The organism is Lentzea sp. NEAU-D7 (genome assembly GCF_026242055.1).
Taxonomy (GTDB): domain Bacteria; phylum Actinomycetota; class Actinomycetes; order Mycobacteriales; family Pseudonocardiaceae; genus Lentzea.
Window position 1 is genome coordinate 58,335 of sequence record NZ_JAPJDL010000004.1, and the last position, 20,025, is coordinate 78,359.

A 20,025-nucleotide genomic window follows, 5' to 3' on the forward strand; every position below is an offset into this window, starting at 1 on the left:
GGCGTCACGCGGACACCGCCTGCGCGAAGGCGAAGACGTGGTCCGGGTCGTACTTGGCGGCGACCTCCTTCAGACGCGCGAGGTTGCCGCCGTAGTACGCCTGAGCCCACTGCGGCATCTGCGGGTCGATGTAGTTGACGTACCCGGCGTCGCCGACCAGCGCGCCGAGCCCGTCGCGGATCGTCGCCAGCGTGCCGCGCGCCTGGCCGGCGGCCTCGGGCGGCGTCTTGAGGTAGATCTGCACGTTCGCGAGAGCCGTGCGGTGCGGGAACGCGGTCGCGTCCGGCGCGACGTCGGCCACCGCGCCGCGGAGCCCGTCGAAGATCAGGTAGGTCTCGTCCGACTGGCCCGCCAGCAGGTCCACGGCCTTCGCGGGGTCGCTCATCGGCTCGCGCACGATGCGCGACGACGCCACGGCCGACTCACGGGCGATCGGGCCACCGGCGAAGTACCGCGTGGCCTCCGCGTAGGTCTGGGGCTGGATGAACCGCTGCGCCGGCGCGGGCAGCTCGTTCACCAGCGCGGCGAGCCCACCGACGGAGCCGATGAAGCACCCGCCGATCTTGCAGCTCGGCTGGGCGCCACCACGCACCACGACGTTCGACCACAGTTCGTTCGGCGCCCCGGCGATCCAGGTCTGCCACGCGTCCAGCGCGTCCGCCGCGGCACCGGCCGGGTACGACAGCGAGAACACGGTGACCTCGGGCGCGGGCACCGTGGCGAACACGAACTCGGTGACGATCCCGAAGTTGCCACCGCCACCGCCCCGCAACGCCCAGAACAGGTCGGGCTCCTGCTGGGCGGACGTGGTGACCAGTTTCCCGGAGGCGGTCACCACCGTCGCCGACACCAGGTGGTCGCAGGTCAGCCCGTACTTGCGGGACAGCACGCCGATACCGCCGCCGAGCGTGAGGCCGGCGACGCCGACGGTCGGGCACGTGCCGGTCGGCAGGCACCGCCCGGAGGCCGCCAGGGCCTTCGACACCTCGCCGAGAGCGGCGCCGGACCCGACGCGGACCTGATCACCCGGCAGCACCTCGACGCCGGCCAGTCCGCGCACGTCGACCTGCAGGCCACCGGACGGTGACGAGTACCCGGCGTAGCTGTGACCTCCGCTGCGGGCGGCGATGGCCACGCGTCCCCGTGCCGCCTCGACGCACGCCTGCACGTCCGCGTCGGAGACGACCTTGGCGACGGCGGCGGGCTTCTGAGCGTCCCACACGGGGTTGAAGCCCTGGTAGGCGAACCCGTCGTCGCCGGCGAGCACGAGCTGCCCGGACAGCCTGGAGCGCAACGCGGTCCAGTCCGGAGGTCCACTCGGAACGGACGAACTGGACGGTGGCGGAACCGGGGTGGGGTTGGAGGTGGGGGAGGAACAGGCGGCGAGCGCCGCGCTCGCACCGGCCAGGCCCGCGACCTTCAGAAATCCGCGTCGATCCACATGATGCATGCTGGCACGCCATGATCAGCTCCGCACTCCGTGGCGGTGCAGGAACTACATGGCCAGCACGACCCGGCCGTGAGCGGTGCGGTCCCACGCATCGGTGACATCGGCCAGCGGCACCACCTCGTGGTCGACGGCGAGCGCACCCGCCGCCGCGTGCCCGGCGATCGCGGAGATGGCCTCGGCCCGCTGCCGCGCGGTCAGCTCGTTGTTGGTGTAGCCGGACAGGCGCAACGACCGGCTGCGCAACGTGGACGACGTGATCGGGCTCGTCTCGCCCGCCGATCCGCCGAGGTTCACCCACCGGGCACCGGGACGCAACGCCCGGGCGGCCGCGGCGGCGGGCTCCCCGAACAACGGGTCGATCAGCAGGTCGGCGCCCTGGGCCGCCTCCGCCACGTCCTCCAGCGGCACCACGACGTCGGCTCCCGCCCGCACCGCGCGTGCACGGCCCTCCGCCGAACGCGCGGCGGCCGCCACCCGTCCGGCACCGGCGAGCCGGGCGAGCTGGATCGCGGCCTGACCGACGGCTCCGCAGCCGAGCACGACCACGGACTCGCCGGGCGACAGGCTGCTCAACGCCTCGTACGCGGCGACGGCGGACAGCCCGAGCGCGGCCATGACGACGGGGTCGACGTCGGGCAGGAAGACGAGGTCTTCCTCGCGCACCAACGCCTTCGCGGCCATGCTCCCGTCACCGGGAGCCATCCCGGCGCTGGTGGGGAACCACACCGTCCGCCCGCTGACGGTCCCGATCCCCTGCACGCCGGGCACGTAGGGCGTCGCGGGGACGCCGAAGTAGGACGTGCCGCTGGCGCACAGGCGGTCCAACGGGGTGATGGGCGCGGCGAGGACGTCCACGACGACCTCGCCGGAGGGCTCGTCCCGGTCAACGAGCGACGGAGGCTGACCGGGACGAACGACTACCGCGGCGCGCACGGCTGCAACACGAAGTCGAACTCGGCGAGCACCCACGGCACCGCGGACGTGCCGCCGTCCGGGGTCGGACCGGGCTCGCGCGGCTCGAACCTGACCACGAGCTCCTGCTTGGTGCCGAACACGACGTCGCTGTCGAGGTACTCGGCACCCTCCTCGAACAGGTGCGTGATCAGCGGCTCGTACCCCTCGGCGGTGAGCAGGAAGTGCACGTGCGCCGGGCGGAAGTGGCTGATCGCGGTCTGCCCGATCAACGCGCCGACCGGCCCGTCCATCGGGATCGAGTACCCCTTCGGCGTGATCGTGCGGACGCAGTAGGTGCCGTCCGCCTCGGCCCGGTACTTCGCGCGCAGTCGGGCCTCGTCGACTTCGAGCTGTGCCTCGTACGCGCCCTCGGCGTCGGCCTGCCAGACGTCCAGCACGGCTCCGGGAACCGGCGAACCGTCCAGCGAGCGCACGCTTCCGGTGAGGTAGAGCGGAGTTCCGTCCACGTCGTCGGACATGTCGCCGCCGAAGCCGAGCTCGGGGGAGCCGTCGATGTGGAACGGCCCGAGCACGGTCGCCGGTGTCGCACCCGCGTCGAACCGGTGGTTCATCTGCACGACCAGCATGCTCAGGCCGAGCACGTCCGAGGCCAGGATGAACTCCTCGCGCTTGGAGTCGCTGATCTGCCCGGTCGCGGTGAGCCACCCGATCGCGGCCATCCACTCGGCCTCGGTGAGCCGCACCTCGCGGGCGAAGTCGTGCAGGTGCCGGACGAGCGCGGTCATGAGCTGCGCGGTCCGCGGGTCCTTCGCGGTGGCCCAGCGCTGCTCGGCGAGCGCGGTGATGTTGTCCTCGGTGACGAGCTGCATTGCTCACTCCTCGACAGGCGCGACAGACCTGGTGTTCGTGTCGACGGAAAGGAAGATCTGGTTGGCCACGGGGTTGCGCAGCTCCTCGGCGAGCTGCCCGATCAGCCCGGCGGTGCGGGCCAGCAACGCGAAGCCCCGCAACAGCTCCAGCGGCAGACCGAGGTCGGCGAGCACCGCGCCGCACGTGCCGGCGCCGTTGAGCGGCAACGTCTTGCCGAGCACCTGCGGGTGTACCCGCCCGATCGCGGCGAACAGCGAGAGGTGCGGCCCGACCAGGCCTTCCTCCTCGGCGATCTCGAACAGGCGCGGGGTGCGGGGATCGCCGTTCTTGTGCACGTGGTGCCCGAGCCCGGGGATGCGCGACTTCCCCTGCGCTCGAACGGTTTCCAGCGCGAGCGCGTCCCAGTCGCCGGGTGTCCCACTGGCGCGCACGACGGAGTTGAGGAACCGTCCGGCGTCCTCGGTGACGCCGAGGAACCGCGAGCCGCCACCGAGCAGACCCGCCGCCAGCGCGCCCTGCACGGAGTCGGGGGCGGACAGGAAGGTCAGGCGGCTGACGATGGCGGTCGGCGTGAACCCGTGGTCGGCGAGGGCGGCCAGCACCGCCTCGAACAGCCGCGTCTCGCCGGGGCTCGGCCTGCGCTGGGTCGCGAGCCAGAACGCCAGCTCACCGAACCCGACGGTGCCCATCACGTCTCGCGCGAGGTCCTGTCCCAGCAACGTGATGGTGTCGGGCGTGGACGCGCCGAGCGCCGTTTCATAGACCGTCACGGTCCTCCTTCAGCCATGCGCGCAGCTCCTCGCCGTGCTCGTCGAGATCCGGTGGAGGCAGCCGGTAGACCGCCGGTGTCTCCGAGAAGCGGATCGGGTGCCGGGTCGTCGGCACGTCCCCGACCACCACGACGGGGTCGAGCCCGAACCGCTCGGCCATCGCGAACCCGCCGTCGATCGTGTTGATCGGCCCGCACGGCACCCCGGCCGCCACGAGCAGGTCGAACCACTCGACGGCGCCACGGGTCCGCAGCCGGTCCACCAGGACCGGCCGGAGCTCCTCGCGGTGCCGCGTGCGGTCGGCGTTGCGGGCGAACCGGGGGTCGTCCGGCACCTCGGGCAGCTCCAGGACCTCGCACAGCCGCCGGAACTGGCCGTCGTTGGCCGCCGCGACGATCAGGTCGTTGTCGGCGGTCGGCAACGGCTCGTACGGGAACACGCTGGGGTGCGCGTTGCCCATGCGGAACGGCACGACACCGCCCGCGGCGAACGCCGAGCTGTGGTTGACCAGACCCGTCAGCGCCGACGACAGCAGGTTCACCTCGACGAGCTGGCCCTGTCCCGTCGCGTCGCGGTGGCGCAGCGCGGCGAGGATGCCGATGACGGCGTGGTTGCCCGCCATCACGTCGAACACCGAGATGCCCGCGCGGTACGGCGGCCCGTCCGGGTCACCGGTCAGGCTCATCAACCCGGAGATCGCCTGCACCATCAGGTCGTAGCCGGGAACGTGGCTGCCCTCCCCGGAACCGAACCCCGTGATGGACGCGTAGACCACCCGCGGGTTCGCGGCGCTGACCGAGGCGTGGTCGAGCCCGTACTTGGCGAGGCCGCCCGGTTTGAAGTTCTCGATCACGATGTCCGCGCGCCGGGCGAGCTCCCGTCCCAGCGCGGCGTCGTCCTCGGAGCGCAGGTCGAGGGCGATCGACCGCTTGCCCCGGTTGACGCCCAGGTAGTAGGTCGAGACGTCGTCGCGGACCGGCGGCATCCACGTGCGGGTCTCGTCGCCGGCCGGGCCCTCGACCTTGACGACCGAGGCGCCCATGTCGGCCAGCAGCATGGTCGCGTACGGGCCCGCGAGCACGCGCGAGAAGTCGGCGACGAGCAGGCCTTCGAGAGGGCCCATCAGACCGACGTCCGGGTGTCGCCGCGGTACTCGGTGTAGGTGTAGGGGTTGTCCAGCACCTTGGACTCCGGGATGTCCGGGTTCATGCCCTTCGCCCACGCCTCCTCGCCGAGCTGCGTCCGCAGGTGCTCGACGGTGTTCGACACCCGGGCGCGGATGGCGCCGAGGTCGACCCCGACGAGCTTGTGGTCGCGCTTCACGATCCGGCCGTCGACGAGCACGGTGTCCACATCGGACCGTTGTGCCTGGAAGGCCACGTGCCCGTACGGGTTGAGGATCGGGAACATCGCGGGGGAGTCCTCGTTGCGCAGCAGCACGATGTCGGCCTTCTTTCCGACTTCGAGGCTGCCGAGGTCCGCATCGCGTCCCAACGCCCGTGCGCCGCCCGTCGTGGCCCACTGCACGACCTGCTCGGCGCGCAACGACGAGTGCGTGACGGTGTCGTTCCTGGCGTGCGCGGCCATGTGCTCGCGGGCCCTGTCGGCACCGAGCGTCGCGCGCATCGCGGAGAACAGGTCGCCGCTCCACCACACCGACGTGTCCATCGACAGCGACACCGGGATGCCGTGCTCGCGGATCGCCCAGGTGGGCGGGTACCCCTGGCCCGCGCTCTGCTCGCTCTCGGTCGACACGGAGATCGAGCCGCCGGTCGCCGCGATGCGGTGGTAGGAGTCGGCGGACAGCGTCGCCGCGTGCACGTAGATCGACTGGGGCGTCATGAAGCCGTTGTCGTACATCAGCCTGATGCCGTCGTCGTTCGTCGCGCCCCAGACACCCGCGTGCGTCGTGACGGGGACGCCGAGCTCCCGCGCGACCTCGAAGGCGGCCTTCTCGGGGAACGACGGGTCGCCCGTGACGTCGAACGCGAGCTGGAATCCCAGCATGTCGTCGCCGGTGATGCGGCGGGAGACGAAGTCCCGGAACTCGGGCGTGGCGGTCCAGGAGGCGGGGCTGTCCTGGATGTTGCCGTAGGCCAGGACGAACCGGCCCGGCACCGCCTGCAACGCGTCGACGGCGGCGTCGGCGTGGTCGGTGGTCCGCAGGCCGTGCGACCAGTCGACGGTCGTGGTGACACCGGCGTCGAGCGCCTCGGCCGCGCCCAGGAGGTTGCCGGCGTGGACGTCCTCCGGCCGGAAGACCTTGCCCCACTCCAGGTAGTACCAGACGAAGTACTGCGTGAGCGTCCAGTCGGCCCCGTAGCCGCGCATCGCCGTCTGCCACAGGTGCCGGTGCGTGTCGATCATGCCCGGCATGACGATGCCGTTTGTGGCGTCGATCTCGACGGTCCCCTCCGGCACCTCCAGCCGCGGCCCGATCGCGGCGATCCGGTCGCCGGCGACGAGGACGTCGTGATCGACGAGCGGCTGGCGGCCGTCCATGGTCAGGACAGTGCCGTTTCTCAGGACGACGGAACTCATCGGGAACTCCCTTGACCGTCTGGCGGACAGGTGTCCGTTGAATCGTCAACCTTCGACGGCCGCGGGTCAACCCCTCAGGACGCGACGACCTCGTGCGGCACCGCGCCGAGCCGGGCGAAGTCGGCGCTGATCTCGCCCGCGACCTGCAGCAGGAGGGGCAGGTGGTGCTCGACCATGTGCTCGACCGACGTCTCGGACGCGTGGCAGTTGACGTTGATCCCGGCCACGACCCTGCCGCTGCCGTCGCGCAACGGCGCCGCGACCGACCGGATGCCCAGCGCGAGCTGCTCGTCGGTCAGCGCCCAGCCGCGCGCCCGGACGTCCCGCAGCTCGGCGTCCCGCTCGGCCGCGTCCGGCTGCCAGCGCGACGTCAGTCCGGACCGGGTCGGCTGCGCGAGCACGGCCTCCAGCTCGTCCGGCGGCAGGGCGGCGAGCTGCACCTTCCCCAGCGACGTCGGCAGTGCCGGGAACCGCGTGCCGATCTGCACGGACAGCGTGACGATCTTCGGCACGGCGACCCGCGCGACGTAGACGATGTCCGGCCCGTCGAGCTGTGCGATCGACACGGACTCGTTGGTGCGGGCGCACAGCCGTTCCATGTGCGGGCGGGCGACGTCCCACAGGCCCATCGACCGCACGTACGCGACGCCGAGGTCGAGCACCCGCGGCGTGAGCGCGAAGCCGGCCTCGCTCTGCCGCACGTAGCCGAGCTCGGCGAGCGTGAGCAGGATGCGGCGCGTGGTCGGCCGTGCGAGCCCGGTGGCCGAGGCGACCTCGCTGAGCGTCATCACCGGGCGCAGCGGCCGGAACGCGCGGATCACGTCCAGGCCGCGGGCGAGCGCCTCGATGAAGTCGGGGCCGGTGTCAGGGCGAGCAGGCATGTGCCCACGATATCGGACACCTGTCCGTTCAGCGGGCGACCAGCTTCCTGCCCGTGGAACTCACGGCTGGGGGACCGCTTCCTCCTTTCGGCGGGACCGCAGGCTGGTCAGGGTGACGACGCCCAGCGTCGCGACGATGACGGCCAGCGAGACCGGGGTCGGGATCGTCGGCACGCCGGGCCACACGCCGTGCGCCCAGTGCAGCACCAGCTTCACCCCGATGAACGCCAGGATGATCGCGAGACCGTGGTTGAGGTGCACGAGCTTGGCGAGCAACGACTGCAGCACGAAGTACAGCGCCCGCAGGCCGAGCAGCGCGAACGCGTTGGTGGTGAACACGAGGTACGGGTCCTCGGTGATGCCGTACACCGCCGGCACCGAGTCGATCGCGAACACGACGTCGGTCGCGAAGACCGCCACCACCACGATCGCGAGCGGGGTGAGAGCCCTCCGGCCGTTCTCGCGGACGGTCATCCTGGTGCCGCGGTAGTCGTCGGTGACCGGCATCAGCCTGCGCAGCAACCGCACCGACAGCATCTTTGAGGTGTCCTTCGCCTCCGGCTCACCGGCGAGGGCCGAGTGCAGGATCTTCAGCGCGGAGGCGAACAGGACGAGACCGAACACCAGGAACGCCCAGGTCCCGGCCGACAGCATCGCGGCACCGGCCGCGATGAAGATGCCGCGCAGCACCAGTGCGCCGATGATGCCGTAGAGCAGCACGCGCTGCTGGATCTCCGACGGCACGCTGAACGCGGCGAGCAGCAGCATGAAGACGAAGAGGTTGTCCACCGAGAGGGACTTCTCCACCACGAACCCGGTGACGAACTCCAGCGACTGACCGCTGCCGAACTCGAACCACAGCCAGAGCCCGAACAGCAGCGGCAGCGTCAGGTAGAAGACCGACCAGCCCGCCGCTTCTTTGACCGACACCTCGTGCGGGCGGCGGGTCACCAGGAAGTCGACCACCAGCAGGGCGACCAGCACGGCGATGCTCACGAACCACAGACCGGGCGACGCCACGGAGTGCACGGGCACAAAGCCTCCTCGAACAGGATCGTTCGAGGTCTCCTTCACCCGGCGCGGGCGGTCTCCCGAGGACACCTCGGGGTGTCCGTACTGACCGGGCAGACGCTTGGGAAGTACTCCCCTCGTCGGTCAGCATAGGTAAAGAGATGGTAATGCTCAAGTAAGTCGATCGTGTGGGTTGCATCTCAAGCCGCTTGAGGTCCGATAGTGGCCTCATGAACGACACCAGGCTGTACGCGATCGGAGAGGTGGCTCGCCGCACCGGGCTGAGCGTCAGCGCCATCCGGTTCTACTCCGACGAGGGCATCGTCGCCCCCGCCGAGGTCACCGCGGCCGGGCACCGGCTCTACGACGTCCACGCGATCGCCCGGCTGGAGTTCGTCAGCACGTTGCGCGAACTGGACGCGGGGCTCGACGACATCCGGCGGCTGCTGGACGGCCGCGTGACGCTCTCCGAGCTCGCCACCGCGCACCTGTCCCGGTTGGACGACCAGGCCCGCCGCATCCGGTCGAGGCGAGCGGTGCTGCGGACGATCGCCCGGCAGCACACCGAAGCCGAGCAGGTGATCCTCATGCACAAGCTGGTGGGGATGTCCGACGAGGAGCGCGATCGGCTGTTCGACGACTTCTGGAACGAGATCAGCGAGGGCCTCGAGGTCAGCCCCGAGTTCCTCGGGCTCATGCGCAACGGCCGTCTGGTCCTGCCGGACGAGCCGGCCACCGAGCAGTTGGAGGCGTGGATCGAGCTGGCGAACCTCCTGCAGGACGCGGACTTCCGCCGTGAGGTGAAGAAGGCGTTGCGGGAGACCTTCACCGGGCCCGCCGCCGCGATGATGACGTCGGCGGAGATGGTGGGCGCGTTCGAACGGGGAGGCGCGATCTTCGTGCGGGCGCAGGAGGCGCAGCAGGCCGGTGAACCGGCGGACTCGTCGCTGGGGCGTGAGATCGCCGGTCTCTACGCGTCTTATCTGGGGGAGATCACCGAGACCCCGGACAGTCCTGAGTACCGCGAGAAGCTCGCGGCCGGCGTGCTCGACATCGAACGGCTGCACCTGGAGTCGATCGAGGAGGCCACCACGTCCACCGATCCGTACACCCGGTACCAGTCGCTGGTGGCGATCATCGACGGGACCGCGAAGGAGGCCGCCGAGTTCATGCCGTTCGCCTGGCTGTCGGCGGCACTCAAGGCCTCTGTGTCCCCCTTGGGGGCTACACGCGAATGTCCACCGCACGGTGACGTCCCAGAGGCGTGAAATCCCTAACGTTCCGGCCATGCGATTTCTGAAGCAGTTCCTCCTGGTCGCGGCCGTCTCGTTCGTGGGTGCCACCGGCGTGCAGGCGCTGGGGTGGAACGCGCCGCTCACGCTGGTCGCCGGTGTCGTCGCGGCGGCGCTGGCACTGGCCGCGTACGCCTGGGTGGTGCGCAGGACCGAACGCCGGGAGCCCACCGAGGTCTCGTTGAAGATCGCCGCGGGAGCTCTCGGTCGCGGTGTCCTCGCCGGACTCGCGATGTTCGGCGCGGTGATCCTGAACATCACCTTCCTCGGCGGGTACGAGGTGCGCGGCTGGGGCTCGGTGTCCGGCATGATCGCGATCTTCGGGTTCATGGTCGCCGTCGCGGTGACCGAGGAGCTGATGTACCGCGGCGTCGTGTTCCGCATCGTCGAGGAGCACCTCGGCACGTGGCTCTCGCTGGTCCTGAGTGGACTCGTGTTCGGCTTCGCGCACATCTTCAACCCGAACGCCACGGTGTGGAGCTCGCTCGCCATCGCGATCGAGGCAGGGCTCATGCTCGGCGCCGCGTACGTGGCCACGCGCAACCTGTGGGTGCCGATCGGGGTGCACTTCGCGTGGAACTTCGCCCAGGGTGGCATCTTCAGCACCAGCGTCTCCGGCCAGGACGCGCCGCAGGGGCTGCTGGACGGCGTCACGTCCGGTCCCGCGCTCGTCACCGGTGGGGCGTTCGGGCCGGAGGCGAGCGTGTACTCGGTGCTGGCCGGACTGGTCGTCACGGCGGCGTTCCTGTGGCTGGCGAAGCGCAGGGGCAACGTCCTGCCGCGCCGCGGTCGTGCCGCGTCGGCCGCTACTCTCGCCGCGTGATCAGCCTTCAGCGGTGGCGCGCCTGGGACGTTCGCGTCCAGGACGCGCCACTGGCGTTGTTCCTCGCGCTGGGGTCGCTGGTGCCCGCCCTGCACGACAAGGGCACCCAGCTCGGAGGACTGCCGAACCGGCCGTTCGACGCGCTGGCTCTCGCGGTGATCGCGTTCGAGTGCCTGCCGCTGGTCGTCCGCCGGAAGTGGCCGCTGGTCTGCCTCGCTGTGGTGTCGGTGGCGTTCGCCGTCGACCAGCTGCGCGGTTACCACACCGTCGCCGGCACGGCCCTGCCGATCGCGTTGATCAGCGCCGGGCTGCACCTGTCGCACCACCGGCGCGGCACCGTGATCGCGCTCTCCGCCGGATACGTGGGGTTGTCCGTCGCGCTGGACCTGAACGGCGCCACGGAAGGCGTGGCCGGGTTCGTCACGTTCTACCTGGCGGTGGCCGCCGCGTGGGGGATCGGCGCGTGGCTGCGGCTCGCGCGCAGCGCCGAGGAGGAACGCCGCCGGCACGTCGCCGCGGCGACCCGTGTCGCGGAACGGACGTTGATCGCCCGTGAGCTCCACGACGTCGTCACCCACCACGTGACGGCGATGGTGGTGCAGGCCGAGGCCGCGCGGTACCTGACCGCGGCCCCCGACCGGCTGGACCAGACGTTGCGGGCGATCACCGACACCGGCCGGCGGTCGCTGTCGGACCTGCGGCACCTGCTCGACCTGCTGAACCCCGACCACAGCACGGAGACGGTCGGGGACCTGCGCACCCTGGTCGAGCAGACCCGGCTGGCCGGGCAGCCCGTGCAGTTCGCGGAGGAGGGCGAGGCGGCGCGGGACGCGGGCAGCGCCGAGGCCGTCGCGTACCGGGTGGTGCAGGAGGCGTTGACGAACGCGTTGAAGTACGCGCACGGCAACCCGACGAACGTGCACGTGCGTTACGGGGAAAGGGAAATCACCGTGGAGGTCGGTACCGAGGGCGCGAGGTCGGCCACGGCGGTCGGAGGCAGCGGCCGCGGCCTGGCAGGGCTGCGCGAGCGCGTCGACGTGCTGGGCGGCGAGTTCTCGGCGGGACAACGCGACGGCGGCTTCGTGGTCACGGCGCGCATCCCGGCGGGGAACCCGGCGTGAGCGCACCGGTTCGCGTGCTGGTGTGCGACGACCAGGCGCTCATCCGCACAGGGTTCGCCACGATCATCGACGCCCAGCCGGACCTCGAGGTCGTGGGGGAGTGCGGGGACGGGCGCGCGGCGGTCGACCTCGCCCGCAGGCTGACCCCGGACGTCGTCGTGATGGACGTGCGGATGCCGGTGCTCGACGGCATCGGGGCGACCCGGCTGCTGGCGGGCGCCGGCGTCCCCGACCCCGTGAAGGTTCTCGTGGTCACGACGTTCAACCTCGACGAGTACGTCTACGAGGCGCTGCGGGCCGGTGCGAGCGGGTTCCTGCTCAAGGACGCGCCACCGGCCCAGCTGCTGCACGGCATCCGGACCGTGGCGAGCGGTGCCGCGCTGCTCGCGCCGGAGGTGACCCGGCAGCTCGTCGGCAGGTTCGCGGCGCGCATCCGGCCCGCCGGGGAGGTCGCGGAGACCCAGCTGGCACCGCGTGAGCTCGAAGTCCTGCGGCTGATCGCCGAGGGCCTGTCGAACAGCGAGATCGCCGCGGCCCTGGTCATCAGCCAGGAGACGGTGAAGACGTACGTGTCGCGCATCCTCACCAAGCTCGACCTGCGCGACCGGGTGCAGGCCGTCGTCTACGCCTATCGCCGCGGCCTGGTCACCTAGGCCTGGTCACCTGGGCCCGTCGGCAGGCGAGAGTGCCGTCATCACCACCGCCGAACACCTGCGACACAAGATCGAATTCTGATAGACAGCAGTGGTGGACCGACGTGAACTCAGCGCTCTCGCGCACGCAGACCATCCGATTTCGGCTCCGTTGAGCGACAGCACGGTGGAGCACCTCCTCCGCCGGGCCGTCCGCGGGCCGGACGATCATCTGCTCGATCTGGGCTGCGGCGACGGCACCTGGTTGCTACGCGCGCTGCAGGCGCACGACCGCGCAACGGCTGTCGGAGTCGACATCTCGGGTGCAGGCTTCGACCACGTCCTCGGCGAGGCCGCCCGGCTCGGTCTGGAAGAGCGGCTGGAACTGCGCCGCCAGGACGTCGCCGAGTACCGGTCGACCAGGAAAGCGGACCTGGTGCTCAGCGTGGGAGCCGCCTACGCGTTCGGCGGGCTGCTCCCCACGTTGAACGCCGCTCGAGAGCATCTCGCCGAAGACGGGATGCTCCTGCTCGGCGACTGCTTCTGGGAGCGCGAACCCGACGCCGCCGTCCGAGCGCAACAGGAGGGCGGTTCGCAGAAGTACGCGGATCTCCCGACCACCGTGGCCCAGGTCGTCGCCGACGGATGGACACCGGTCTACGGGTACATCAGCACCATCGCGGAGTGGGACGAGTACGAGTGGTGCTGGACCGGCACCCTCGCCCGGTGGGCCCTCGACAATCCCGAACACCCCGACAGCGACCTCGCTCTGCAGATGTCGGAGGCCCACCGCACCAGCTGGCTGGGCGGCTACCGCGGATTTCTCGGGTTCGTCGTCCTCTTGCTGCGGCGCACACCTCCTCCCGCGGCATCGACCGAGGTGTCCTGAGGGCCGTCTTACCAGGTGATCACAAGACGTGACCCGGTCGTCACGAAGCGATAGGAACCGGGTATGAGAACTCGGAACCTCGCGATCGCCTCGACCGTCCTCGCCGTGGCCGCGCTGCTGACCCCGGCGGCGCTGGCGGACCGTCCCGTCTGGTTCACCTCGTGGGCGCAGTCGCAGCAGAACCTCGCTCCCGTCACGCTGCACGACCAGTCGATGCGGATGATCACCCGTCTCAGCCAGGGCGGCAGCGCGGTCCGGATCCGGGTGCAGAACACGTTCGGCAGGCAGCCGTTGACGATCGACCGGACCACCGTCGCGCTGAGCGCGGGCGGCGCGGCGGTGGAGGGCACGCGCGACGTGACGTTCGGGGGCCGCCGCGCGGTGACGATCCCCGCGGGCGGCGAGATGTGGAGCGACCGCACGTCGCTGAACACCGTGCCGGACACCGATCTCGCGGTCAGCATGCACGTCGCGGGCGAGGTGGTGCCCGGCCGGCACGACGCCGCGTTCCGCGACAACTACCTGACCCCACCCGGCTCGGGCGACCACACCACCGGCCAGGGCGCCGCGTACACGCAGACGGTGCAGTCGACCTACCTGGTCAGCGCGGTCGACGTGTTCAACCCGCGGCTGAAGGGGACGGTCGTGCCGTTCGGCAGCTCGGTCGTCGACGGCGTGGGGAGCACGGACTGCGGGCCCGGCTGCACCGAGCTCGGCACGAACAAGCGCTGGACCGACGTGCTGGCCCGCCGCATCGCCGCCTCGCCCGGCCCCCAGCTCGCCGTCGCCAACGCCGGCGTCAGCGGCACCACCAGTGCCGTCTGCCCGCGCACTCCGGCGCCGTTCGTCGGCCTGGATGCCCTGTCACGGCTCGAAAGGGATGTCCTGGCCCTGCACGGCGTCAGCGATGTCATCTATTACTACGGCACGAACGACCTCGCGAACGGTTGCACCGCAGCCGACATCGTCACCAGCTACCGCGCGGTGTTCCAGCGGCTGCGCGAGGCCGGGATCGCCGTGCACGTCACGCCGATCACGCCCCGGCCCGGCTACAGCGACCAGAACAACGTGGATCGCCACGCCGTCAACGACTTCGTGAAGCGCGGTGGCGACTGCTCGGACACCTGCGCCGCGGTGCAGGACTTCGACCAGGTGCTGGAGGACCCGATCAAGCCGAACAGCATCAACGCCCAGTACGACGTCGGTGACGGCGTCCACGTGAACATCAGGGGACAGCGGGCGATCGCCGACTACATCGCGCTGGAGACCATCGCCTAGCGTCGTGCGCCGCGTGCGCTGTACGCGGCGATCCCGCCCGCGAACAGCACTCCCGCCGTCCACCGGGTCAGCGTGTCGTCCGGGGCGCCGACCGGCCACGTGACGACGCGGCCGAGCGCCGACCCGGCGGGCGGCATGATCGCCGCCACCGCCCACCACAGCACCGGCGCGGTGGCGGCGAGCCGGGCTCCGGCCACCGTCGCGGCCAGGCCTGCCAGACCGATCATGCCCGCGGTGTCGCGGACGGCGAAGGCGGCGTCGAACGGTGCGTCGCCGAGCTCCTGCACCAGCAGCACCGAGGTCGCGGCCACCGTCGCGGCGAGCAGGAGGTGCCCGAGGCGCCACCACGGCCACGGGACGGCGGTCGACCTGTCGAGCTCCGGGTCCTGGCCCGCGAGACCGGCCGTCGTCACCAGCACGGCGGCCAGCGTCGTCAGCGACGCGCTGAGCGGCGTCCACGGCGAGTGCAGCGCCGACCACGCGACCAGCACCACGACGGGCAGGACGACCAGCGCCGCCGGAACTCCACGTGACTGCGCGTACAGCGCGAGCGGCCTCATCAGCTCGCCTTCAGCACGTCGAGCACGCGTTCGGAGTCCTCGCACGCCAGCAACATCTGCCGCGCCCGCACGACCCGGTCCAGCTGCTCCCGCGCGGACTGGCCGCGGAACGTCCGCCAGGCCTCGTCGATCTCGGCCCGCAGCCGGCTGTTGCTCCACGTCAAGGAGTCGGAGGCCAGCTCGGCCAGTTCCCCGTTGAAGTAGCCGGCGGTCAGGTAGCGGACGGCGCTCCCGCTGGTGTCGAAGGTGTTCGGGGTGGCGCATCCTGCCACGCCCGCACCGGCCAGCAGTTCCAGCCGCAGCTGGTCACCGGTCATGGTCAGGTGGCTGGGAAAGCGCTGCGACTCCACGTAGACGATGCGCCGATCGCGTTGGGGCGCCGCCAGATGAGCCATCGCCGACGTGTCCTCCCTGACCTCGGAAGGCGCGTCGGGCAGCACCGAGAGCGTGGTCAGGACGTCGCGGCCGACCGCGGCGACGGTGGGGAGACTGGCGGCGTGCACCTGGCTCACGCACACGGTGCCCTCGCAGACCAGCTTTCCGGCGATTGAGTCGGTCACCAGCACGTCGGAGTACTTGACCGGCATGATCGACAGGGCGAGGACGACCGCCAGACCGGCCGGCACGAGTGCGGCCAGGCGGCCGAGGTGGGTCCGCGCGGCGAGCAGGAGGAACGCCGTCACGCCCAGGCCGGTGAACCACACCACCTGACCCAGGTCGACGGACGCCGAGGTCGTGACCAGGTCCGAGCCCGGCGGGTCGAGGACGGGCGTGAGCAGCGCCAGCCGGGAGATCTCGTCGTCGGGCGAGCCGGCTTCGAGCGCCCGCGCCGCGCTGGTCGAGACCATGAACGTGGCCACCAGCGCCACCGGCACGGTCAGCGGGTGCGGCAGGAGCCGGCCCACCGCGAGTCCGAACAGGACGCTCGACGCGAGGGCGAGCACCACGGTCACCATGAGCGGGACGAACCCGGCCGAGACGAACCCCCCGCCGAGTGCGACCTTGACGACCAGGGCCACGCACATCACCGCGCCCGCCACCGCGACGGCGCCCGCCACCGCGCAGGCCAGCGTGCCGAGCCTGACCCAGCCGGGACGGGAGGTGGAGGTGAACAGCTCGGTCACCCGTGCGCGGCTGTCCCGCATTCCCTGCAGGACGGCGAATCCGACCACGAGCGCCCACACGTAGGCCAGGGGCAGGCGGAGCTCGAGCACCGCCGACGTCGAGTTCGCCGGCCACCTCTCGCTCCCGGACGTGATCAGCAGCAGCATTCCGGTGCTGGACACCAGCACGAGCAGCCCTGCCCAGAGCGCGGTCGAGCGTCGCAGCTCGATGCGCAGCCCGGTCACCAGGCACCCCCGGCGGTCTTCGCGCTGATCAGTGCCGAGTAGCCGCGCTCGATCGGGCTGTCGCCGACGTGCGCCTCCGTGCCGGCGGTGGCGAGATCGTCCGGAGTTCCCCGGAACACCAGGGATCCCTGGTCGACGAGCACCACGTCCGTGCACGCCGCCGCGACGTCCTCGACCAGGTGGGTCGAGATCAGCACGCAGGCCTCCCTGCCGAGTTCGACGACGAGCTCGCGGAACCGCAGCCGTTGCGCGGGGTCCAGGCCGACCGTCGGTTCGTCCAGGAGCAGGAGCTCGGGTTCGTTGACGATCGCCTGCGCGATGCCGACCCTGCGGACCATGCCGCCGGACAACGACTTCATGCGGTCCTCGGCGCGGTCGGTCAGCCCGACCCGTTCGAGTGCCTCCCGCACGGCGGCAGGAATGCGTGCCGGTGGCATCTCCTTCAGCCACGCCAGGTACTCGACGAACTCGCGCACCTTGAAGCGCTTGTAGAACCCGAAGTGCTGCGGCAGGTAGCCCAGCCTGCGCCGGACGGGCCTCAGCTTGCCGTTCGCCGGTGTGCCGAGCAGTGACAACGTGCCCGAGGTGGGGGACTGCACCGTCGCCAGCGTGCGGATCAGCGTGGTCTTGCCCGCGCCGTTCGGGCCGAGCAGCCCGTGCACACCGCGGCCGAGCCCGAGGCTGAGTCCGTTCACCGCGTCGCGGCCCTTGCGCCCGCCCACGCGCACCACCAGGTTGTCGGCTTCGATCGCCTGCATCCCGTTCTCCCTCAAGTGTTCTCGCTCTTGACGGGCTAGACGGCGACGGGGCTCGCGAGGTTCTCGGAACGCTGTGACGGCGGTCACCAGCTGCCGGGCCGATCGGGGATGCCGAGCACGGCGCTGTAGCCGCGTTCGAGAGGACTGTCGCCCGCGTGCCGTTCCGTGCCGTGGGCCGCGAGCCGTTCGGTGGTGCCCTGGAAGACGAGTTTCCCCTGGGAGAGAAGCACGACGTCCGTGCAGGCGGCAGCGACGTCCTCCACCAGGTGCGTCGAGACGACCACGCACGCGTCGGTGCCGAGTTCGGTGAGCAGCTCGCGGAACCTGAGGCGCTGGGCGGGATCGAGACCGGCCGTCGGTTCGTCGAGCAGCAGGATCTCGGGGTCGTTCACGATCGCCTGCGCGATGCCGGCGCGCCGGATCATGCCGCCGGACAACGTCTTCATCCTGTCGTCGGCCCGATCGGCGAGCCCGACCCTCTCGACGGCGCGCTGCACGGCCGCCGGGATGTCCCGCATCTCCTTGAGCCACGCCACGTACGCCACGAACTCCCGCACGGTGAACCGCCGGTAGTGCCCGAACTCCTGCGGCAGGTACCCGACCCGCCGGCGCAGATGACGCAGCTCCGCGCCACCGAGCATCGAGAGCTCGCCCGAGTGCGGTTCGAGCACGGTCGCGAGCGCGCGGACGAGCGTCGTCTTGCCGGCGCCGTTGGGCCCGAGCAACCCGTGCACACCACGCCCCATGGAGAGCGTGACGCCGTCGACGGCCATCCGCCGCCCGGCCTTGACCCGCAGGTCGCGAGCCTCGATCTCCCAGGCGTAGGTGGTGGGCGCGGTCATCGGTTCCCCTCCAGACGCGTGAACGCCATCCGCCGCAAGGCGAGCACCACCAGCCCGGCCCCCAGCAACGCGACCCAGACCGGCGCGGCGGCCGCACCGAGCACGACGGACGTGCGGCTGAACGCGATGGTCGGCGCCACGATCACCAGGGCCCACGCCGCGATCAGCACGACCGCGGCCCGCGTGACCCCGACCAGCGTCCCAAGAGCAAGCGTGCCGACGGTGAACGCCAGACAGGGCAACAACCACCGCCCGAACCCGGCGCCCGTCAGCAGACTCGCCACCGCCAGCCCCGGCACCACCACGGCCAGCACCGCCGCCGTCCGCCGAAACACGAGCGGCAGCCCCGCCCGAGGCGTGGCGGCGGTCAGCTCCCAAGCCGGGTCGAGCGAACGCCCCCAGGACGCGGCGACACCGAGCACCGGCAGCACCGGCGCGACCAGCAACACCAGCGACACCCGATCACCCACCGCGAACCCGGCCCGGTCGAGCACCACCGCGGCGGCGATGACCAGCAGGATCATCGCGAGCCACGGCCCCGCCGCGGGCGAGACCCACCCGTGCACCCGCCGCCAGGCCCGCGCGCGCGGCATCTGCGGGGTGCGGTCGAGCAGCGGCGAGAGACTCGCCCAGACGGCCTCGGCGATCGGCTCGGGGGCGAGCCTCGCGCGGCACGGGGCGCAGGTTTCGAGGTGCGACTCGACGGCCCACAGTTCGTCCGCCGGGATGCCGGGGTCGCCTTGGGAGTAGCGGTGCAGGAGGTGGTCTGCGGGGTGGTCGGTGGTCATGGTCGCGCCTCCTGCGTCGCGGTGTGCGGGGGCTCGGGCGGGGTGGCGGGGGAGTGGTTGACCGCGGCGTTGGGCTGGCCGGGGACGGTGGCCGCCGTGCTGTCGGGTGGACCAGGCTGGAGAGTGGTGGCGCCGGGCCGGGGCGCCGCGGTGGTGCCATCGAGCGGGTTGAGCTCGTGAGAGAAGGCGGTGTTGTCGTGCGGGCCGCACCGCTGGTCGGTGGGCACGGGCCGGTAGCTGGTGGGGTCTGGTCGGCGGACCGCTGTGGCGGGGCCAGGTCGGACCGCGGCTGTGGCGCCGCGGGGTTGGCCGGGCGGCCGGATGGCGGTGCAGGCGGAATGCTTGGTCTGGTGGGCAGCGCGGATGCTGTCGGGCAGGCTCTCCCGGCGAGTGGCTGTGGCCGTGTGACCGGGCCGGTCAGCCTGGTGGGTGGTCGTGTGGCCGGGCAGGCTGACTTGGCAGGTGGCTGTGGCCACGCCGCCGAGCAGGTCGGCCTGGTGGATGACCGCAGTCGTGCGACAGAACTGGCTGACTCGGCGGGCGGCCATGTCGGTGCGACCAGGCAGGCCGACCCGGCGCCCACGCGGAACCCATCGGCCGCCGGTGCCGCCAACGGCCGACGCGTCTCCGAGAGCGGTCATGCCAGGGCCTCCCTCATCGCGATCCGAGCCCGCCGGGCACGGGTCTTGACGGTGCCCTCCGGCACCCCGAGCAGCACCGACGTCTCCCGCACCGTCAGTCCGTCGAGCACCATCGCCTGCAGCACCTGCCGCAGTTCCGGCGCCAGGCGGCGCAGCGCGTCGCCCACCTCGTCCCCGACCACTCCGTCGAGCACCTCCTCGTCGGCCGCGGCGGCGGGGGAGGGCGCGGCCGCGGCGGGCGGTGTGGCGTGGTGTGCGCGGCGGCGGAACGCGTCTATCAGCCTTCGTGCGGCGATGGTCCACAGCCAGCCGACGGCGGTGCCGCCCGCCGCCGCGCCGGCGAACGCGTCCGCTGCCCGCCACACGGCCAGGTAGGTCTCCTGCAGCACCTCGGCGACGATCTGCTCGTCCGAGCAACGTCTGCGCAGCCGCACGGTCAGCCACGGCGAGGTGCGGCGGTACAGCTCTTCGAACGCGCGGCGGTCGCCTCGTGCGACCCGGCGCACGAGCTGTTCCTCGTCGAGGCCCGCCTCACCCCGGATGGCTCTCACACTCCGCTAGACGTCGAGATCGAAGCTCAGGTTCTCACCGCGACGTGACACGAGCCACAACAA

General features: G+C 71.5%; 21 protein-coding genes. 6 read left to right on the top strand and 15 right to left on the bottom strand.

Features of this window, described 5'->3' with window-relative positions:
• Nucleotides 1-4 precede the first annotated feature (4 nt).
• From ORI60_RS10195 to ORI60_RS10230, 8 genes are all read right to left on the bottom strand, one after another.
• Entirely contained in the window at nt 5-1,450 is a 1,446-nt protein-coding gene (locus ORI60_RS10195) for an FAD-binding oxidoreductase (protein WP_266036654.1), read from the bottom strand.
• A 45-nt stretch (nt 1,451-1,495) separates the two neighbouring features.
• Nucleotides 1,496-2,383 (bottom strand): quinone oxidoreductase family protein, encoded by an 888-nt coding sequence (locus ORI60_RS10200; protein ID WP_266036655.1) that lies wholly within the window; start codon nt 2,381-2,383, stop codon nt 1,496-1,498.
• Nucleotides 2,368-3,234, bottom strand: coding sequence for a dioxygenase (locus ORI60_RS10205; protein ID WP_266036656.1), 867 nt, complete (start codon nt 3,232-3,234; stop codon nt 2,368-2,370). Before ORI60_RS10205 ends, ORI60_RS10200 begins: the two co-directional genes overlap by 16 nt.
• Nucleotides 3,235-3,237: 3 nt before the next feature.
• Complete coding sequence (locus ORI60_RS10210) at nt 3,238-4,005, bottom strand: citryl-CoA lyase (protein ID WP_266036657.1); 768 nt, start codon at nt 4,003-4,005, stop codon at nt 3,238-3,240.
• A complete protein-coding gene (locus ORI60_RS10215) occupies nt 3,992-5,128 on the bottom strand; it encodes a CaiB/BaiF CoA transferase family protein (RefSeq protein ID WP_266036658.1) in 1,137 nt (378 codons plus the stop codon). The genes ORI60_RS10210 and ORI60_RS10215 overlap by 14 nt, the downstream gene beginning before the upstream one ends.
• Nucleotides 5,128-6,546: an amidohydrolase family protein gene (locus ORI60_RS10220; RefSeq protein ID WP_266036659.1), complete on the bottom strand. Its 1,419-nt coding sequence runs from the start codon at nt 6,544-6,546 to the stop codon at nt 5,128-5,130. The genes ORI60_RS10215 and ORI60_RS10220 overlap by 1 nt, the downstream gene beginning before the upstream one ends.
• Before the next feature lie 74 nt (nt 6,547-6,620).
• Nucleotides 6,621-7,427, bottom strand: coding sequence for an IclR family transcriptional regulator domain-containing protein (locus ORI60_RS10225; protein WP_266036660.1), 807 nt, complete (start codon nt 7,425-7,427; stop codon nt 6,621-6,623).
• A gap of 60 nt (nt 7,428-7,487) precedes the next feature.
• Nucleotides 7,488-8,462 (bottom strand): TerC/Alx family metal homeostasis membrane protein, encoded by a 975-nt coding sequence (locus ORI60_RS10230; protein ID WP_266036661.1) that lies wholly within the window; start codon nt 8,460-8,462, stop codon nt 7,488-7,490.
• A 206-nt stretch (nt 8,463-8,668) separates the two neighbouring features.
• Between ORI60_RS10230 and ORI60_RS10235 the strand changes: the two genes are divergently transcribed.
• From ORI60_RS10235 to ORI60_RS10260, 6 genes are all read left to right on the top strand, one after another.
• Nucleotides 8,669-9,706: a MerR family transcriptional regulator gene (locus tag ORI60_RS10235; RefSeq protein WP_266036662.1), complete on the top strand. Its 1,038-nt coding sequence runs from the start codon at nt 8,669-8,671 to the stop codon at nt 9,704-9,706.
• A 19-nt stretch (nt 9,707-9,725) separates the two neighbouring features.
• Nucleotides 9,726-10,553, top strand: a complete 828-nt coding sequence (locus ORI60_RS10240; protein ID WP_266036663.1) for a CPBP family intramembrane glutamic endopeptidase — start codon at nt 9,726-9,728, stop codon at nt 10,551-10,553.
• Nucleotides 10,550-11,674, top strand: coding sequence for a sensor histidine kinase (locus ORI60_RS10245; RefSeq protein WP_266036664.1), 1,125 nt, complete (start codon nt 10,550-10,552; stop codon nt 11,672-11,674). The genes ORI60_RS10240 and ORI60_RS10245 overlap by 4 nt, the downstream gene beginning before the upstream one ends.
• Nucleotides 11,671-12,327 carry a response regulator gene (locus ORI60_RS10250; protein ID WP_266036665.1) on the top strand — a complete coding sequence of 219 codons (657 nt, stop codon included), beginning with the start codon at nt 11,671-11,673 and terminating at the stop codon, nt 12,325-12,327. Before ORI60_RS10245 ends, ORI60_RS10250 begins: the two co-directional genes overlap by 4 nt.
• A gap of 166 nt (nt 12,328-12,493) precedes the next feature.
• Nucleotides 12,494-13,195: an SAM-dependent methyltransferase gene (locus tag ORI60_RS10255; protein WP_266036666.1), complete on the top strand. Its 702-nt coding sequence runs from the start codon at nt 12,494-12,496 to the stop codon at nt 13,193-13,195.
• A 63-nt stretch (nt 13,196-13,258) separates the two neighbouring features.
• Nucleotides 13,259-14,473, top strand: coding sequence for a GDSL-type esterase/lipase family protein (locus ORI60_RS10260; protein ID WP_266036667.1), 1,215 nt, complete (start codon nt 13,259-13,261; stop codon nt 14,471-14,473).
• Here the strand turns inward: ORI60_RS10260 and ORI60_RS10265 are convergent.
• From ORI60_RS10265 to ORI60_RS10295, 7 genes are all read right to left on the bottom strand, one after another.
• Complete coding sequence (locus ORI60_RS10265) at nt 14,470-15,033, bottom strand: hypothetical protein (protein ID WP_266036668.1); 564 nt, start codon at nt 15,031-15,033, stop codon at nt 14,470-14,472. The genes ORI60_RS10260 and ORI60_RS10265 overlap by 4 nt on opposite strands.
• On the bottom strand, nt 15,033-16,382 hold the full coding sequence (locus tag ORI60_RS10270; protein WP_266036669.1) for a hypothetical protein: 1,350 nt from the start codon (nt 16,380-16,382) through the stop codon (nt 15,033-15,035). Before ORI60_RS10270 ends, ORI60_RS10265 begins: the two co-directional genes overlap by 1 nt.
• On the bottom strand, nt 16,379-17,140 hold the full coding sequence (locus ORI60_RS10275) for an ABC transporter ATP-binding protein (RefSeq protein ID WP_266036670.1): 762 nt from the start codon (nt 17,138-17,140) through the stop codon (nt 16,379-16,381). Before ORI60_RS10275 ends, ORI60_RS10270 begins: the two co-directional genes overlap by 4 nt.
• 83 nt (nt 17,141-17,223) lie before the next feature.
• Nucleotides 17,224-17,982, bottom strand: a complete 759-nt coding sequence (locus ORI60_RS10280) for an ABC transporter ATP-binding protein (protein WP_266036671.1) — start codon at nt 17,980-17,982, stop codon at nt 17,224-17,226.
• Entirely contained in the window at nt 17,979-18,770 is a 792-nt protein-coding gene (locus ORI60_RS10285; protein WP_266036672.1) for an anti-sigma factor family protein, read from the bottom strand. The genes ORI60_RS10280 and ORI60_RS10285 overlap by 4 nt, the downstream gene beginning before the upstream one ends.
• Nucleotides 18,767-19,411 carry a hypothetical protein gene (locus tag ORI60_RS10290; RefSeq protein WP_266036673.1) on the bottom strand — a complete coding sequence of 215 codons (645 nt, stop codon included), beginning with the start codon at nt 19,409-19,411 and terminating at the stop codon, nt 18,767-18,769. Before ORI60_RS10290 ends, ORI60_RS10285 begins: the two co-directional genes overlap by 4 nt.
• The gene (locus tag ORI60_RS10295) at nt 19,408-19,953 is read right to left on the bottom strand and encodes an RNA polymerase sigma factor (RefSeq protein WP_416234394.1); all 546 of its coding nucleotides are present in this window, start codon (nt 19,951-19,953) and stop codon (nt 19,408-19,410) included. Before ORI60_RS10295 ends, ORI60_RS10290 begins: the two co-directional genes overlap by 4 nt.
• Nucleotides 19,954-20,025: the final 72 nt, after the last annotated feature.

Bases quoted from the DNA above. Each gene is read 5' to 3' on its own strand.
- ORI60_RS10195 (WP_266036654.1), bottom strand. From the start codon at position 1,450: ATGCATCATGTGGATCGACGCGGATTTCTGAAGGTCGCGGGCCTGGCC.
- ORI60_RS10205 (WP_266036656.1), bottom strand. From the start codon at position 3,234: ATGCAGCTCGTCACCGAGGACAACATCACCGCGCTCGCCGAGCAGCGC.
- ORI60_RS10215 (WP_266036658.1), bottom strand. From the start codon at position 5,128: ATGGGCCCTCTCGAAGGCCTGCTCGTCGCCGACTTCTCGCGCGTGCTC.
- ORI60_RS10220 (WP_266036659.1), bottom strand. From the start codon at position 6,546: ATGAGTTCCGTCGTCCTGAGAAACGGCACTGTCCTGACCATGGACGGC.
- ORI60_RS10225 (WP_266036660.1), bottom strand. From the start codon at position 7,427: ATGCCTGCTCGCCCTGACACCGGCCCCGACTTCATCGAGGCGCTCGCC.
- ORI60_RS10235 (WP_266036662.1), top strand. From the start codon at position 8,669: ATGAACGACACCAGGCTGTACGCGATCGGAGAGGTGGCTCGCCGCACC.
- ORI60_RS10240 (WP_266036663.1), top strand. From the start codon at position 9,726: ATGCGATTTCTGAAGCAGTTCCTCCTGGTCGCGGCCGTCTCGTTCGTG.
- ORI60_RS10260 (WP_266036667.1), top strand. From the start codon at position 13,259: ATGAGAACTCGGAACCTCGCGATCGCCTCGACCGTCCTCGCCGTGGCC.
- ORI60_RS10265 (WP_266036668.1), bottom strand. From the start codon at position 15,033: ATGAGGCCGCTCGCGCTGTACGCGCAGTCACGTGGAGTTCCGGCGGCG.
- ORI60_RS10275 (WP_266036670.1), bottom strand. From the start codon at position 17,140: ATGCAGGCGATCGAAGCCGACAACCTGGTGGTGCGCGTGGGCGGGCGC.
- ORI60_RS10280 (WP_266036671.1), bottom strand. From the start codon at position 17,982: ATGACCGCGCCCACCACCTACGCCTGGGAGATCGAGGCTCGCGACCTG.
- ORI60_RS10285 (WP_266036672.1), bottom strand. From the start codon at position 18,770: ATGACCACCGACCACCCCGCAGACCACCTCCTGCACCGCTACTCCCAA.
- ORI60_RS10290 (WP_266036673.1), bottom strand. From the start codon at position 19,411: ATGACCGCTCTCGGAGACGCGTCGGCCGTTGGCGGCACCGGCGGCCGA.